The 16,844-nt window shown below is 39.4% G+C and carries 9 protein-coding genes; all 9 read left to right on the top strand.

Annotated features, from left to right (window positions below; translation table 11 throughout):
* The first annotated feature begins 50 nt into the window (after nt 1–50).
* Complete coding sequence (locus ACRD69_RS04925) at nt 51–614, top strand: RNA polymerase sigma-70 factor (protein WP_430813955.1); 564 nt, start codon at nt 51–53, stop codon at nt 612–614.
* A gap of 77 nt (nt 615–691) precedes the next feature.
* On the top strand, nt 692–1,705 hold the full coding sequence (locus tag ACRD69_RS04920; protein WP_430813954.1) for a FecR family protein: 1,014 nt from the start codon (nt 692–694) through the stop codon (nt 1,703–1,705).
* Between the two features lie 148 nt (nt 1,706–1,853).
* Nucleotides 1,854–5,321 carry a TonB-dependent receptor gene (locus ACRD69_RS04915; protein WP_430813953.1) on the top strand — a complete coding sequence of 1,156 codons (3,468 nt, stop codon included), beginning with the start codon at nt 1,854–1,856 and terminating at the stop codon, nt 5,319–5,321.
* Nucleotides 5,322–5,334: 13 nt separating this feature from the next.
* Nucleotides 5,335–7,167: a RagB/SusD family nutrient uptake outer membrane protein gene (locus ACRD69_RS04910; RefSeq protein WP_430813952.1), complete on the top strand. Its 1,833-nt coding sequence runs from the start codon at nt 5,335–5,337 to the stop codon at nt 7,165–7,167.
* Nucleotides 7,168–7,328: 161 nt separating this feature from the next.
* Nucleotides 7,329–8,306: a LamG-like jellyroll fold domain-containing protein gene (locus tag ACRD69_RS04905; protein ID WP_430813951.1), complete on the top strand. Its 978-nt coding sequence runs from the start codon at nt 7,329–7,331 to the stop codon at nt 8,304–8,306.
* A gap of 142 nt (nt 8,307–8,448) precedes the next feature.
* Complete coding sequence (locus tag ACRD69_RS04900; RefSeq protein WP_430813950.1) at nt 8,449–11,043, top strand: VPS10 domain-containing protein; 2,595 nt, start codon at nt 8,449–8,451, stop codon at nt 11,041–11,043.
* A 113-nt stretch (nt 11,044–11,156) separates the two neighbouring features.
* Complete coding sequence (locus ACRD69_RS04895; RefSeq protein WP_430813949.1) at nt 11,157–12,848, top strand: DUF3472 domain-containing protein; 1,692 nt, start codon at nt 11,157–11,159, stop codon at nt 12,846–12,848.
* 72 nt (nt 12,849–12,920) lie between these two features.
* A complete protein-coding gene (locus ACRD69_RS04890; RefSeq protein WP_430813948.1) occupies nt 12,921–14,480 on the top strand; it encodes an arylsulfatase in 1,560 nt (519 codons plus the stop codon).
* A 154-nt stretch (nt 14,481–14,634) separates the two neighbouring features.
* Nucleotides 14,635–16,824: a M60 family metallopeptidase gene (locus ACRD69_RS04885; protein WP_430813947.1), complete on the top strand. Its 2,190-nt coding sequence runs from the start codon at nt 14,635–14,637 to the stop codon at nt 16,822–16,824.
* Nucleotides 16,825–16,844 lie beyond the last annotated feature (20 nt).

Raw genomic sequence — 16,844 nt, 5'->3', positions numbered from 1 at the left:
AGCTTTGAGAATTGGTTTTCGTTTTTTTAGTTATCATACGGTGACGATTTATGCGTGAAGAACAAACAATAAAAAAGTTGAAAGCAGGTGATGATCAGGCTTTTGAGTTATTGTATTATAAGTATTTCAGACGACTATGTGCATTTGTGAATAAGTATCTCAATGATTATGAGGAAACACAAGAGGTAGTGCAGGAAGTATTTTATACAGTTTGGATGAATCGAAACCAATTGGATACTAAAAAGTCTTTTTCTTCCTTCCTGTTTAAGATTGCCCGTAACAAGAGTTTGAATATCATTCAGCATCAGGAAGTAGAGGATAAATACAAGTCGTTTTTAAAAGAGGTTTATACTAACGAGAATTCACTGGACACTACTGATTCTTTACTCGTTAGAGAAATTAACATTAAATCGCAAGAAATAATAGATTCGTTACCCGAACAATGTCGTAAGATATATCTTATGAGTCGGCAGGAAGGTAAAAAGTATCGTGAGATAGCTGATGAATTGGATATTTCCATTAAGACCGTTGAAACACAAATGGGGAGAGCATTGAAAGTCTTTAGAAAAGAGCTGAAGGAGTATCTTCCAAGCCTGCTGGTTGCCATTATCTGATTTTTTTTTACATTTTTTATATTTCTTGTCAGGGTAAACCCCGACCTTTCTGTATAACTTATTAGAAAGGTCACAAGATGAAAGATGAAAATGATTATAGAACGTTGTTAGTTCGTTTTTTTGAGAAACGAATTAGTGATGCTGAAACTGATAAACTTAAAGAGTGGATAAATGCATCGGATAATAATAGAAAAGTATTTGATGAATTTAATGAAAGTTATCAGTATGCAGATATTTTGGCAAAAGGATGGTTGTTCAATCCTGAAGACAATTGGGATGGTTTAAAGCAACGAATCCAAAAAAGTGGTCAACCGCCTGTATATAGTTTGCCTTCTTCCCATAAGCTGACATGGTGGCGATCTGTTGCAGTTGTTGCCATATTGTTTGCATTAAGTTCTATTGTCTGGAACATTCATAATTCATCAAAAATTCCATTCCATGATCAGTCAGTAAAAATGATAACACCACCCGGTCAAAAGAGCCAGGTAATTCTTCAAGATGGGACGAAGGTTTGGTTAAATTCAGGCAGTGAACTCGATTATGCTTTTGAGCCTGATAAGCAACAACGAATAGCTACCCTAAAAGGAGAAGCTTTTTTTGAAGTGTCGAGTGATAGCATGAGACCATTTATTGTGAATACTTCAGAGGTTATTATGAAAGTTTATGGTACCAGGTTCAATGTGCGAGCATATGACAATGCAGGCACTATACAAACATCCCTTGAAGAAGGAAGTGTAGGTATGCAGATTATAGCGACCGGGGAAGAAAAGAGGATTATTCCCGGACAGCAGATTACTTATAGAAAGAAGACAAGAGCAATGATTATCGGGGAGGTTAATGTCGATCTAATTGCTCCATGGAAGCATAATGTATTACAATTTGAAGATGATACATTTTACGAAGTAGTGAAAAAATTGGAGCAATGGTATGGAGTTACTATTAAGCTTGATAAATCACTGGAATATAAGGGACGTTATACAATGACTATAAAAAATGAGACCATTAATGAGGTGTTGGAATTAATACAAATAACAACTCCAATACGTTATGAAATAATGGATGATCAAATAATGATAATGCAAGAAAGGTAAAAAGGAAAGTGCTGTAACACTTTCCTTAAATTAACCATCGTGCTGTAACACGATGTATTTATAACAAATAGTATTCAAATTTATGAAAAAAAAGCTAGTGTTTAACAGCAATAGGGGGCAAACCTCTTTGCTAAAATGGTTTCGAACTATGAAGTTGATAGTGGGAATGCTTTTTATAGGTCTGTTGCATGTAAGCGCAGCAGCTTATTCTCAAGGCAATGAAATTAGTATTAAATCAACAAGCAAAACTTTAAAAGAAGTTTTTAAACAAATAGAGCAAAAAAGCAATTTTACTTTTTTGTATAACGATGCTAATGTTGATTTAGATAAGAAAGTCACTGTTGAAGCTGCGAGTAAAAATTTAAATGAATTATTAGATGTGGTATTGGAAGGTTCTAACTTAAGTTATCGCATCGTAAATAACCAGGTGGTAATTTTTGCTGCAACTCAAAAGGCTAATCAAAACGATCAACAACAATCAGTGACTGTTAGAGGATCTGTGACCGATTCTTCAGGCGAGCCAATGCCTGGTGTTTCTGTAGTAGAAAAGGGTACTACAACAGGAACCATTACAGGTATTGATGGTACTTACTCATTGGAATTAAGCTCTGCCGAGGCTGAGCTCTCATTCTCCTTTATTGGCTTTGAAACTCAGGTTATCCAGGTAGCCGGAAGAAGTGCGATTGATATAATTTTAGTTGAAGATGTAACAGGACTTGATGAAGTCGTTGTGGTTGGTTTTGGTACACAAAAGAAGGAAAATGTAACCGGAGCCAATAGTTATGTAAAAATGGGTGATATCATTGCTGATCGACCAATCACTTCGTCCGCACAAGCTCTCCAGGGAGTCGCAGCCGGTCTGCAGGTGGTATCGACATCAGGGCGTCCGGGTGCTCCTTCTACAAATTTTAATATTCGGGGTTTTACATCAATAACAGGTGGTGGACCGTTAGTATTGGTTGATAACGTACCTATGTCAATTAATGATGTTAACCCTAGAGATATTGAGTCCGTCTCTGTCTTAAAAGATGCTGCAGCTGCTTCTATTTATGGAGCCAGGGCTGCTTTTGGTGTGATATTAGTAACCACAAAGAAAGCCCAAAGAAACGAGAAAATGCGCTTTAATTATTCAACGACAAATACCTTTTCATCACCAACAGAGTTGCCTGAGAAAGCTACTACCAGGCAATTTGTTGAAGCCTTGAATGATTGGGGTGTTAATTCCTATTTTGCAGGTCAGGAAACAGACCTGTGGCTTGATTATATTGATCAGTATGAGACTGATCCAGGTCAGTTGAACCTTATTAAAGATCCTGTAAGCGGTAGTAACTACGCATTAATTATCGATGAGAATACAGGTACTTACTATCCTTTGGCAGATACCGATGTTATTGGTGACTTTTTGGATGACACAGGCTTTTCTACTATTCATAATTTTTCAATGAGCGGTGGAAGTGAGAATATCTCTTACAGGATGAATGCCGGGTATAGTTCTGAAGATGGTATCATGGTGACTGATAATGATTCGTATGAGCAGTTTAATCTAAACTCATTCGTTGATGCCCAGTTAACAAAGTCATTAAAGTCATCAACTACCATTTACTATAAAGTGAGTGAACGATCCAATCCAATTGGAAGTTATGCTTCGGCTATTCAGATGCGTATGTATGATCCAACGGGTCACTATGAGTTGATAGCAGGTGAGAATGCAGGTGATATTTTGCCATTTGATACACCTGGTAATATGGAGCGTTACCGTGTTCCCGGATTGACAAAAACAGATAACCTTCGTTTGTTTGAAAAGTTAGAGTTTAACCCTATCAAAGATTTGGTTTTTACAGGTGAAATAACCTACCAAAAGGGCAATACTGTCAGTCGCTCAGTTAATAACCAGGCACGTTTTATCAGTGCATTTAAGTTTACTGAAAACAGCTCTAATCCTGAAAACACAAGTGTTACCCGATCGAATAGTGAGTATGTATACAATGCTTTAAACCTGTATGGAAATTATAGCAAGACTTTTGGAAATCATAATGTGGGTATTTTAGCCGGATTTAACCGGGAAAAGCGTGTGAACGAATCTTTCAATGCCCAAAGAAAGAACTTAATTTCTGTAGATCAACCTTATTTAGGTATGGCCATTGGTGATATGAGTGTTAATGACGGCTATACAGATTGGGCTGTAATGGGTTACTTCGCTCGTCTTAATTACAATTATAAGCAAAAGTACTTTCTAGAAGCAAACGGACGATATGATGGTTCTTCGCGTTTTGCGGAGGATAGTCGTTTTGGATTTTTTCCATCATTCTCGGGAGGATGGAACATTGCAAGAGAGTCCTTTATGGAAAATGTGGAGTTATTTACTACTCTTAAGTTAAGAGCTTCATGGGGTGAGGTTGGAAATCAGGCTATTGCAGATCCTTATCCGATGTATCCGGGTTATGCAGGAGAAGAAGTACGTTACATTAATTTAGATACTGACTTACGATACAATACTGTTAATCCTGCTCAACTGATAAGTCCATTAATGACGTGGGAAACGGTTCAAACAACCAATTTAGGATTAGATGTGGCTATACTGAAGAACCGTTTAAGCACTTCAGTGGATGTTTATTCCCGTAAAACATTAGGGATGTTAATTCAAGGTGCTGAATTACCTGCTGTATTGGGTGTGTCGGCTCCAATGGAAAACGCAGCAGACCTGGAAACAAGAGGATGGGAAGTTGAGATTGCCTGGAAGGATAAGATCGGCCAGGTGGATTATGGCTTGAACTTTAATATTTCGAACAGTCAATCTGAAATTTTAAAGTTTGATAATGAGGCTGGATTATTATCACAATACTATGTTGGACAAAACGTAGGCGAAATATGGGGATATGTAACTGATGGCTATTACACAGTAGATGATTTTGTAGAAGGCACATTGGATGCTCATCTATCCGGCGATAATCGTCAATTAAAGGAAGGTGTTGTTTATATTGAAAATCAACCCACTCCTTACCCCGGTGATGTTAAGTATGTTGATTTAGATGGTAATGGATACATTAATAATGGTAATGGTACCCTTGAAAATCCTGGTGACCGAAAAGTAATAGGTAATAATAGACGTCGTTATCAGTTTGGCTTAAACGGTTATGCCAACTATAAAAACTTTGACTTCTCATTTGTACTAAGTGGTGTTGGAAAACGTGACCTAAACATTAATACGGACCTTATCTGGCCTTATCCATCTGGATTTGACCATATTTATAAGCATCAGTTAGATTACTGGACACCTGATAACCAGGATGCATTTTATCCTCGTATATATGGAGGTGCACTAAATGGTAACTCAGACAGTAATTATGCACGCAGCCGATGGACACAAACAAAGTATTTGTCTAATGGTGCTTATCTGCGAATTCAAAATATCACATTTGGATACACCTTGCCCCAACAATGGTTACAGAAAATAGGAGTTGAAAAACTGCGAGTTTTTGCAGCAGCCAATAATATCTTAACCATTGATGATCTGCCACAAGGTATTGATGCAGACATTGTGCATTCCAACCAGATAGGTAATGGTGGCTATCCATTTATGAAAAGCTTTTCAGTAGGACTTAATCTATCATTCTAAAAAAAATAGAACAATGAAATTAACATATATAATACCAGTTTTTTTACTGCTTGTCTTTAGCTTGGTGTCTTGCAGTGAAGACTATCTGAATCTGGCACCTAAAGATGAATTGTCAGAGGCAACTACCTTTAATTCGTATAGTTCCATATTAGTTTATTCTCATGGTTTTTACGATGGTTTTATTGGTTATGATCATCAATCTTTATTACGATATAAAGAAGTCAATTCAAGCAAGCGACCAGCTGTTTCGCGTGTGATGCGTAAAGACTGCGAAGCAGACTTAATGCAGAATTACGGATGGGCAAACGGAGCTCCTTATCTATGGAATAATTTCGAAGTGCCAAGTAGCTCAGAAGAATTTTATGAACGTCCGTACAGACGAATTCGTCGTGTTAATATCATGTTGGATAATTTATTGAGTTCAACGATGGCACAGGAAGATATTGATCACTGGCGAAGTGTTGGGTTATTCTTCAGAGCTTATGAATATTATAAATTAATGAACTTATATGGCGATGTTATCTGGTTGGAAAATGAAGTAACCGATGAAGATACAGATATTTTGTTCGGTCCAAGAACGCCACGTGATGAGGTGGCTGCCAATGTATTAAGAGATTTGAGTTGGGCTGAAGAACATATTAAACCGGAAGGCGATGGTGCGAATACTATCAATACAGATGTAGTTAACTTTTTAATTTCACGTTTTGGTTTATTTGAAGGTACATGGCGCAAGTATCATGCTTTAGGCGATGCCAATACATATCTTGATGCGAGTATCGCAGCATCTGAAAAATTAATGACTAAACATCCGGATTTGCATCCAAGTTTTGATGAAGTATTCAATAGCGAATCACTAGCTGATGTTAAAGGTATAGTATTGTATCGTCGTTATGTTGAAGATGTTCTTGTATCTCGTATGTCAACAGATTTCCGTTCTTCTAACTCAACCTATGATATCACGCGCAAAGGAGTTGATAAATTCCTATCAAAAAATGGTCTGCCGGTAACAAATCCGGCGAATCCGCAGTTTGGTGGATATAAGGATAAGAATGCCGAGTTCAGAGACAGGGATGATCGTTTGTATTTCACCACACCACCACCATACAAAGTAAATGTATCACAGAATGTTAATTGGACGCATACAGGCGTACCTGCTGACCAGGAATATTTTGCAGTAATGGAAGAAATAAGTGATGGTTTGCACAAAACACTGCCTGATCTTAACTGGGCAGGTAATGTTGTTGCAGAAGTGCCACATTTTGAGCCAAAGCCTTATAATAAAACAAAGGCGACAGGTTACCGTATCTGGAAACATTACAACCAGCTGAACACTGGTCGCTCCTCTGCTGATTTTGCCGATGCTCCTATATTCAGAATGGCAGAAATTTTATTGAATTATGCGGAGGCCAAATTTGAAGTGGGTGAATTTGATCAGGCAGTTGCTGATGCAACCATCAATAAGTTAAGGGATAGAGGACGTGTTGCTCATATGGTGATGGCTAATATTGATGCAGCTTTTGATCCTTCTCGTGATGCAGATGTTGATCCTGTTTTGTTTGAGATCAGACGAGAGCGTGCAGTTGAATTGATGGGCGAAGGCTTCCGTCGTGATGATTTACGTCGTTGGAAAAAGATGGATTATGCGACCGATATTAAATTAGGTCGCTGGGTAAAACAGGCCGATTATAAGATCAATATTAAAATTCAAGACAATGCAGCTGAGGGCTTCTGTCAGTTTGTTACTGGTACACCTCCTGTATTTCCTGATTACTATTATTTATTCCCACTGCCAGAAAATGAGTTGGCTTTAAATCCACAGTTAGACCAAAATCCAACCTGGAAATAGTAAGTGACATAAAATTAACCAGTTGTGTTTTAATGCAACTGGTTAATCAGAGTTCGTTTTTTTAATATTACAGGTAGAGTGAATATCATAAAAAGTATGACTCGGATGAATAACAGTCACTTATTTACTCTATCTGATAAATGAAAGAAAAAAATAGTCAGATGAAAAATCTAAAATATACAATGGCCAATATTGGACTCAGTCTAATAGCAGCATTGGCTTTTATTAATTGTTCAGAAAGTGATGAAGTGAATCTTGGACCTAAACCGGTTGCTGATTTCAAAGCCAGTATTAACGAACTGGAAGTGGAGGTTGGTGCTATAGTAACTTTTACCGATGTGTCAACGAACGAACCATCATTATTTACCTGGGAAGTACCGGGTGGTAACCCTACATATAGTAACCAGAGCAGTATTACAGTTGAATTTTTGGCCGAGGGAGAACAGCCTGTTACTTTAACAGCAAGAAACAATGCAGGTGCAGATAAGATTACTAAGTACGTTACCGTTACCCCTCTTGAAATACCAGATCTTGAAGGTGTTGTTCCGGCTGTTAAGATGCGATTCGAAAATGATTTGCTTAATGAGGGATCAGCAGGTGGTAACGGAATTAACGGTTCATCTTCTTATGAACCCCGATCGAAATATGGTGGCATGGGCATGAAATTTAGTGCAATTAGCGGGCAACATGTCGTATTGGAAGATTACACTGGTGTGAATGGTGCCGATGCCAGAACGGTTACTTGCTGGGTGAAAACAGATGCCACCTCCGTAGCCGGTTTGGTACACTGGGGGGCCAGTGGTACCTACAGCCGTAATTCATTTAAGATGAATAAAAACGGAACCATTCGCTTCGAATTTCAGGGAGGTGGTCTCAACGGTACAACAAGTGTGAATGATAATGCATGGCACCATATAGCTTATTCATATGATGGACAAATGGTAAAGCTATATGTTGATGGAGTGCTGGATGCATCCCTGGAAAATTCTAACATTAACACTGGTGTAGCAGGTGAAACACCTGTATACATTGGTTCGCAGGCTGGTGGTGCACTGTATAAAGGAATGATCGATGATGTGCGTATCTATGGAGAGGCTTTACTAATTGAACAAATTCAATTTCTGTCAACCATTCATTAATCAATCTAAATAATACCATAATTGCGGGCATGTTGGCTATAAGCCAATGTGCACTGCAATTAAAGGTATGATTCTTATCTCCTGATATAACACATAGCTATTGGGAAGATCTTATACTGATTCAGTATTTATACATCTAAAAATGAAAAAACACTTTAGCATAGCGGTCAGTGCTCTTGTGCTGTCAGTAATTACATTTTTGTTTCTATTTGATAAGAAACTTTCAATAAGTGATGACGCTACAAATGAAACGTCTCTTGTTTCAGGTGAAGAGTATCCTGTGTGGATTGACATGATGGAGCAGCCCGATGTCAATCTGACTGAAGCACGTCAGGTCTTCGATAACTATTGGGAACAAAATGAGCGTTTTAAGGGTGATCGTTACAAACAGTTTGAGAGATGGTACGCTATTAGCGCCAAACGAACCAATAAGCATGGTGATGTTATATCAGCCAGAGCTGTGAGCAGTGTCTGGCGAAACGCGATGAATGATCATAACACAGAGTTTATTCAAGGTAATTGGTACTGCTATGGTCCGCTTAACGTTGGTCCGCGTAATGGCACTAAACGCGATGGAGGACGTGTAAGAGATATTGAGTTCCACCCTACAGATCCCAATACCCTTTATGTATCATGTTTTAAAAGTGGCTTATTCAAATCTGGCGACAAAGGTGAAAGTTGGGAGCCTTTATCGGACAATCTTACTGAGGAAGTATATGTTAGCAGAGTGATGAGATCAGATCCAGCCAGTATATTCATAGGTACCAATTTAGGTGTCTATAAAACCAGCGATGAAGGATTACATTGGACCAGCACAAGTGTTGTGAGTGCAGTAAAGGCTTTACATATTCATAGCTACAACGAAAATATTATAACAGTAGGGGCAAAAGATGGCATTTATCAAACACAGGATGCTGGTACATCCTGGACAAAAGTCCTGAATGCCGATAGAGTTGAAGATATTAAAGTGCACCCGGGCCAACCTTTAACCATGTATGCTGCTACGAATGGCACCCCTGGTAAATTTTACCGGACAAGTGATGGCGGACAGAAATGGACGGAGGTAACTGACTTTGGGCAGGGCTGCTTTATGAAGATAGCGGTTTCACCTGCTCAGCCCGATGATGTTTTTGTTTTAAACGCCAGAGATCATATGGGGCAGGATTCGTTCGAAGGATTTTACCATTCAACGGATGGCGGTAAATCATTTGCTAAACTCTCAGGAGAAACGCCTTGTATCACCGGCTATAAATCGGATGGTTCCCTTTCAAGAGGCCAGCCCAACTATAATTTGTTTGTCGTTGTTGATCCGGCTAATGCATCCAATATATGGGCAGGTGGTGTGAAGAGCTGGCGCTCAAATGATGGTGGCCACACCTGGGAGCAATATTATAATAATGTAACTACTGAGGGTGATCACCTGCACATGGATCAGTTGAACTGGTCCTACTCACCACATGATCAAACACTTTTCGTCGCCAACGATGGAGGTATTTACTATCTGAATGAAGAACAGAAATTTCAAATGATTACGGATGGCCTGCCAATAGCAGAAATATATGAATGCTCGCAGAGCCAGACGGTAAAAAGTAATGTGGCTGGCGGGACCATGCACTGCGGCATTAAATTAAACAACAATGGCATATGGTACTCACCATGGGGAGGTGATGAGGCTACCTGTATTATTGACCCAAGTAATGAGAATTACATTTACCATATCAAGTACGAAAAAGTCTGCCGTTCAAGCAACGGAGGCTTTAAATTTCCTCGTATTAACAAACAAAATAAGGACAGGGGACATTACACCGGAACGGGGGTTTTGCATAAGAGTGATGTAAATACACTGCTGGTTGGATTTACCCAGTTACAACGCACTATAAATGCCAGAGCTAAATCAGTAAGCTGGTCTACCATCTCTTCCTTTCCCGGTAAAGAAAAAATACAAAAGGTAGAACAGTGTGAGTCAAATCATGATATTCTATATGTGGCAAGAGGTAATGACATGTTTCGCAGTGACAATATTAATGCGGATGCACCCACATATACAAAGCTTACGACTGATTTACCACTAGCCGATGCGGCTGTAAATGATATTGCGACCTGTGTGAAAGATGAGTCTATTGTTTATATACTGCAGGGAAGTAACATCTACCGTTCAGCTGATAAGGGTGCTACATGGGTCAACCTGACAAATAATCTGCCGGGGGTTGCTTTATTGGAAATGGTGGTTGATAAAAGTAGTGATGAGGGGATATATGTTGGAACCGATATCGGCGTGTTTTATAAGGATGCATCAATGACAAACTGGCTTAACTTTTCAAAAGGCCTGCCTGCTATTCGTGTTTCAGGAATGGAGATCTATTACGGTGCTGACCGCGAGGAAAGTGTAATGACCATATCAACAGATGGAAGAGGATTCTGGCGTTCTTTACTTTATGGTGTTCAACCACAATTGCCAAAAGCCGATTTTGTGCATAATACAGAGCCTGGTGATAAAGAAGGAACTATCCGTTTTTTTGATAAGAGCAGCAATCATCCAGAGACATACCAATGGATCTTCGAAGGGGGAGAGCCTTCCTCAAGCAAGAATATGAATCCAGTGGTGACATATCAACAAGCTGGGAGATATAAAGTCGAGCTAAGGGTTTCAAACGGAGCGGGAATGGACTCGCTAATAAAAGAGGACTATGTAACAATTTCCAAACAAGGAGGAATGCTGCAGGTTCGTTATGAATAATACATCAGCACATAGGCAAGCCCGACTAAATACCTGGGAGTAATAGGTATGGCTGTTCGTTTCTAAAATGAATAACTTAAGTTATTAAAGTGAGATGTTAAAAAACTATGAGAATGAATATTAGATTATACAAGCAATTTTCAAACTTCCTTTTTGGAGTAAGTGCAATAGTAGTATTGACCTTTTGCCAATGTAAAAGAGGAGGCGATTTAAATGTTAATAAGACAGATAAGCCTGTTGAGACAGATACCTTAACCTTTACTGCCAACGAAAGCTTTTTTTCACCGGTGGGAACTCTAACAGCTCATTTGGTTGACAAAACCTCTGGGGAGGAATATAATAAGTTTGAATACTACGATTACATTTATAACTGGAACCAGGAGAACGATACCATTTTATTTGGGGTGACCATTCAAAATGAAGGAAGTTTAAAAATTCAACCAGAAATAGGAGTCGCTAATGGGCAGGAAGGGTCTGAACTATATGCCTATTTAAATAATGAAAGACAAGATTTTTCAATAGCTGCGACTGGTGGTGAGAGTCAATATGCGATACAGGATGGTGTGGAGTTTACTAATGTAAAACCCGGATTTTATATGATAAAGCTGCAGATTAAGTCTGCAAAGAGCAAAGGAGCCAATATTGGACAGCTTAAAAATGTTCACCTTACAGGCACCGCTGCAAAGAATGCCTCTATTGAAATGCGGCGGTATCGGCCGTTCGCCGTGCATGGGAAATGGCACACAGCAAGTTCAAATCCAGTAGAAATAAGTGTACACGAATTAACAGTTATCAACACTACTGCTAATGTTTATCAGCCCATTACAACACCATTTGGTTATACCGGTTCACCCTGGTCACTAAAATCAAAGACCTTTGGTGGCTATAATTTCTCGTTATGGTCATATGGGCAGAACGATCCCATTCCTCCTTTTTACCAGGAAAGTCATTTAATAGCCGTAGGACCCGGACTGACTTTTGGAGCTTATGGGCATGAGGGTACAGGTGTTAAGCCTCGCGGGCCCCATCCATATATAGGCATTGATACCAATAAGCAGGTTATTGCAGTCAGGATGCAACCGGGAGAAAAATATAATACCTATTGGAGCTACTATCTGGATCCTGTTGACCAGAAATGGAAACTATATGGATGTGGTAAGAAATATAATAAAACGGGTGAGATTAAATATCTGGAAACCGGAGCCTTTGTTGAAGTGGCAGGTCCTGCTTCTCGCGAACGTAGCGGTCATGAAGTAAGAGAATCTCAGTACAGAGGCTGGCAAATGGATACGGATGGAAACTGGCATCCGGTAAATAAGTTGGTAGGTAGTTCGGCAATAAACCAGCTAAGCGCTCGTAATTGGCGTACAGTTGGCAACAAGTTTTCCATGCAAATGGGCGGTTGGGGTGAAGTTGGAACACCTGCCAAAACGGTTACTCTGATCAATCCTGATCCAGTACCTGAATATTTAAAGGGTGCCCATATTGATGACTTGTATAAAATGCCAAGTACATTTGAGGATGGTGGAACTCAGAATATTAGTGCTAATTCAGCTGATTTACAATTGAATGTTATAGATCTTGGCACCAATGCCAGTGCTACTTTGTTTTGGGGCACAAAAGAAGGATTAACTAAAGAGGAAAAATGGGAATACAGTAAGGCGATTAATGTGTCGGCAGGAAAGCAAACCATTGCTTTAGACGGTCTGTCTGCCAATACAGACTATTTCTATCGCATAAAAATTTCCAATGATCAGGGAATAACATGGTCGTTTGATACACAATCCTTTAAAACCAGTCAGTAAAGGTGTTGGTTCTATTGGCATATAAAAATCTCTACATTGAATGATAACGAATAAAGTAACTAAATAATGAGAATGAAAATGAAAAAATATTGGATAGGATTTGCTTGTTTAACGGTTGTTATGCTTGGTTTATTCGCTTGTAATACAAGCGAAACGAATAAAACTGAAAAACCGAATATTATATACATCCTTGCCGATGACCTTGGCTATGGGGAGTTAGGCTGTTATGGTCAGGAGCTGATCGAAACACCAAACATCGATCAATTAGCCAGCGATGGAATGTTGTTTACCAACCATTACTGTGGTGCACCTGTTTGTGCACCGTCACGATCTGTATTAATGACAGGCAAACATATGGGACACTCTTATGTGAGAGGTAATGATGAATGGAGAGAGCGTGGCGATGTGTGGAATTATCGAGCGCAGATTGCCGATTCAACGCTGGAAGGGCAGCGTCCTTTACCTGTTGAAACAAAAACCATTGGTCGCTTATTGCAGGGCTCAGGCTACAAAACAGCTGTCATTGGTAAATGGGGACTTGGCGCTCCGCATACAGAAGGTATTGCTACTAAGCAAGGGTTTGATTATTTCTTTGGTTACAATTGCCAGCGTCAGGCACATACCTATTATCCGGTGCACTTGTATGAGAATGAGTACAGGGTGTATTTAAATAATGATACAGTAGCCCCCGGTACAAAGTTGGCTGAAGGAGCCGACCCATATGCTGAAGAAAGTTATAAGCCTTATAACTTAGCTGATTACTCAGGTGACATCATGTTCGAGCGCATGAGCAATTTTATTGCTGAAAACAGTGCGAATCCATTCTTCGTGTATTGGGCCAACCCAATCCCGCATGCGCCTATTCAGGCACCCAAAAAATGGGTGGATTATTACATCGAGAAGTTTGGTGATGAAGCGCCTTATGATGGAAAAAAAGGTTACTTCCCTCATAAGAATCCTCGTGCTGGTTATGCAGCCATGGTATCCTATATGGACGATCAGGTAGGGCAGTTAATTCAGCAATTAAAAGATTTGGGTGTGTATGAAAATACCATCATCATGTTTACCTCCGATAACGGACCTACCTATAATGGCGGAACGGATTCACCATGGTTCAACAGCGCTGGTCTATTTAAAAGTGAGTATGGTTGGGGCAAAGGCTTCTTGCACGAAGGAGGTATTCGTGTGCCAATGATTGCTAGCTGGCCGGGTCACATACAAGCAGGAACGGTATCTAACCATATTTCGGCTTTCTGGGATGTGTTACCTACGCTATGTGACATTAGTGGTACAGCTGTCCCTGAGGATGTGGATGGCATCAGCTTTTTACCTGAATTATATGGCAAGCCACAGGAAAAACATGAGTATTTGTATTGGGAATACCCAGAGTATGGCGGTCAGTTGGCCGTAAGAATAGGCAATTTCAAAGCCATTTGTAAAAATGTACGGAAAGAAAATAACACAACATTTGAATTATTTGATCTGGATACAGACCCACAAGAGCAAAATAATATTGCTGCTCAGCATCCTGAGATTATTCAGAAAGTAAATCAGATCATTAAGAATGAACATACCGAATCATGGAATGATCGATGGAAGTTTAAACAATTGGGTGACAAGACAGAAAATTAAAGGTTTTCATAGATTTTGATTTTTCATAGTGGTATGGGCTTCAATGGATTCGAATACCGAAACATTGGAGCCTTTACTCCACACAAGGTACTTATATTATGTCCATTGTTTCAGGAAGACTATAAATGATGGATAATCAGTAAAATGGAAGATTATGAGAAAAAAATATTTTATAATGTTAATTATTGCAGGAGCATTTGGCTTTGCCTGCAGTGATACAACTAAAGAGGAACCCACAGTACCCAGATACGAGTACCAGGTAGGTAATCATAATGACTTGTCAATTGGTGAACCGGAAAAAGTTGTATTAAACGGTTTAATATTTGATATGAACCACATAGAGCGCCCATCACAGCCTTTAAGTAATGCTTTTGACGGCGATTTGTCGACCAAATATCACAGTCCCTGGGCATCAGATAATCCACCCACTGAGATGCCTGTTATTTTAACCGTTACATTACCGGATGAAGCTCCTTCTTTTGAGTACCTCTACTATTGGCCACGTCAGGTTGGTTCGAATGGACGGATACTAAAAGGAGAAATTAAACTAAGTACTCAAAACAATCCTGATGAACTGATCTCTATTTATACGATGGATTTTCAAGATGATGCAAATCCTAAGAAGATTGTAATACCAGGTGAGTATCAGGGAAAGATTAAGAAATTGGTCATCCATGTTACGGCCGGGGTAGCTGATATGGTGGTCATTCAGGAAATAGAATTCTACAACGAAGGCCTCGGCGTTGAGATACCATCTGTTTTTAGTAATAAGAGCTGTTCTGACCTAAAGCCCGGAGTTACACGCGAAGAAATTGAGGACATAGAGAATACTGTTTTTAGAAATATTGGTCTTGCCCTATTTGATCAGTCTTATGATCAGCGACGAATTGGCAACTACGCTACTTATCCGCATCCATCCATACAGAGTCAATTAAACAAGACTTCGACTTATAGCCTGCTGGATAATATCACGGGTATGTATGTAGAAGCAGGCGATTATTTATTGGTTTTTGTTGATGAGCATCAAAAAGAATTATATTTAAGAATTATTGATCATGACCAAACGGGGAGTGCTGCTTTTAACGGGCAAAACGTTTTGTTATCACCAGGGGCTAATAAAATAAAGACAAGCACTAAAGGTCTCATCTACCTTTTGTATCACCATGAAGAGAACGAAGAGGTGAGGGTCAATTTTGCTTCAGGAAAGATCAATGGCTATTTTGATATGGCTACTAATACAAATGAGGACTGGCCGCATATGCTCAATTCTGCTGTTTCAAATCGTTTGGATCTAAAGGGTGAATTTTCGCATCTGATCTATGATACTGACCTATTAAAAGAACACACGCCTGATCCTGCTCGTTTACTTGAGGTTTACGATTCAATTGTTTGGCTGGAAGAACGTTTCATGGGACTCTATAAGTATGATCGTACTAATCAGTCCAGAATGCTATTTAGAAGTTCGGAATCGGCAGCTTATATGCATGCAACAGCCTATCGTACAGAATATAATCCAAGTACTGTAGCTAACTTATGTGATGTCAATGCCTTGAGAACTACCTCAATCTGGGGGCCGGCACATGAGGTGGGCCATGTGAATCAAACACGGCCTGGGTTTAGATGGAAAAATTTGAATAATGAGTCTGTTTTAGGTGAGGTTTCTAATAACGTGTACTCCTTACATGTTCAAACCACTTTCGGGAATGAATCAAGGTTAGAAACTAAGAATAGTTATGAACCGGCTTTTAATACATTTATGGTGCAAGGAATGAAGCACATGGATGCAACGGGTACGGTTGATAAAAAGTATTTCTGGGAACAGTTAGTCCACTTCTGGCAGTTGGAACTCTATTTTGCAGGGGTATTAGGAAATACTGATTTTTATAAAGACTTACATGAACTTATCCGTAACTCTCCGGATCCGGAAAGAGGCAAGGAACATCATGAATTCGCTTTTTTGGCAAGTCAAACAAGTGGTTATGATCTCACTGACTTTTTTAATTTGTGGGGCTATGAGCTTTCGACAGAAATGGAAACCAGGATTGCAGCCTTAAACCTGCCAAAGCCTCAACAAGCAGTTCATTATATCAGAGATAGTATTGTGGAAACCTATAAAAACTCATCAGCTATAGTAGAAGGAAATGCCAGTAAGTCTCAGTCAGGAAGCACTGTAACTGTAACACTTGCTAACTTTCAGAATGCGGTGGCCTACGAAGTGATGGTTGATGGTGTAAAGCGAAAAATTTCAATAGAAGATCGCTTTTCTTTTTCGGTAACAGAAGGTGAAGCATATTCTGTTTTTGCAGTGGCTGCCAACAATGAAAGGCTTGAAATAACATTTTGATTTGTTGCTTCTAACATTAA

The sequence above is a fragment of the Carboxylicivirga agarovorans genome (assembly GCF_050589845.1).
In the GTDB taxonomy this organism is placed as follows: domain Bacteria; phylum Bacteroidota; class Bacteroidia; order Bacteroidales; family Marinilabiliaceae; genus Carboxylicivirga; species Carboxylicivirga agarovorans.
Note: the sequence above shows the minus strand (reverse complement) of the source record. Positions and strands in the feature narration are given on the sequence as shown.

Excerpts from the sequence above, each read along its gene's own strand:
- ACRD69_RS04890 (WP_430813948.1), top strand. The coding sequence starts at position 12,921 with ATGAAAATGAAAAAATATTGGATAGGATTTGCTTGTTTAACGGTTGTT.
- ACRD69_RS04885 (WP_430813947.1), top strand. The coding sequence starts at position 14,635 with ATGAGAAAAAAATATTTTATAATGTTAATTATTGCAGGAGCATTTGGC.
- ACRD69_RS04905 (WP_430813951.1), top strand. The coding sequence starts at position 7,329 with ATGAAAAATCTAAAATATACAATGGCCAATATTGGACTCAGTCTAATA.
- ACRD69_RS04900 (WP_430813950.1), top strand. The coding sequence starts at position 8,449 with ATGAAAAAACACTTTAGCATAGCGGTCAGTGCTCTTGTGCTGTCAGTA.
- ACRD69_RS04915 (WP_430813953.1), top strand. The coding sequence starts at position 1,854 with ATGAAGTTGATAGTGGGAATGCTTTTTATAGGTCTGTTGCATGTAAGC.
- ACRD69_RS04895 (WP_430813949.1), top strand. The coding sequence starts at position 11,157 with ATGAATATTAGATTATACAAGCAATTTTCAAACTTCCTTTTTGGAGTA.
- ACRD69_RS04920 (WP_430813954.1), top strand. The coding sequence starts at position 692 with ATGAAAGATGAAAATGATTATAGAACGTTGTTAGTTCGTTTTTTTGAG.
- ACRD69_RS04910 (WP_430813952.1), top strand. The coding sequence starts at position 5,335 with ATGAAATTAACATATATAATACCAGTTTTTTTACTGCTTGTCTTTAGC.
- ACRD69_RS04925 (WP_430813955.1), top strand. The coding sequence starts at position 51 with ATGCGTGAAGAACAAACAATAAAAAAGTTGAAAGCAGGTGATGATCAG.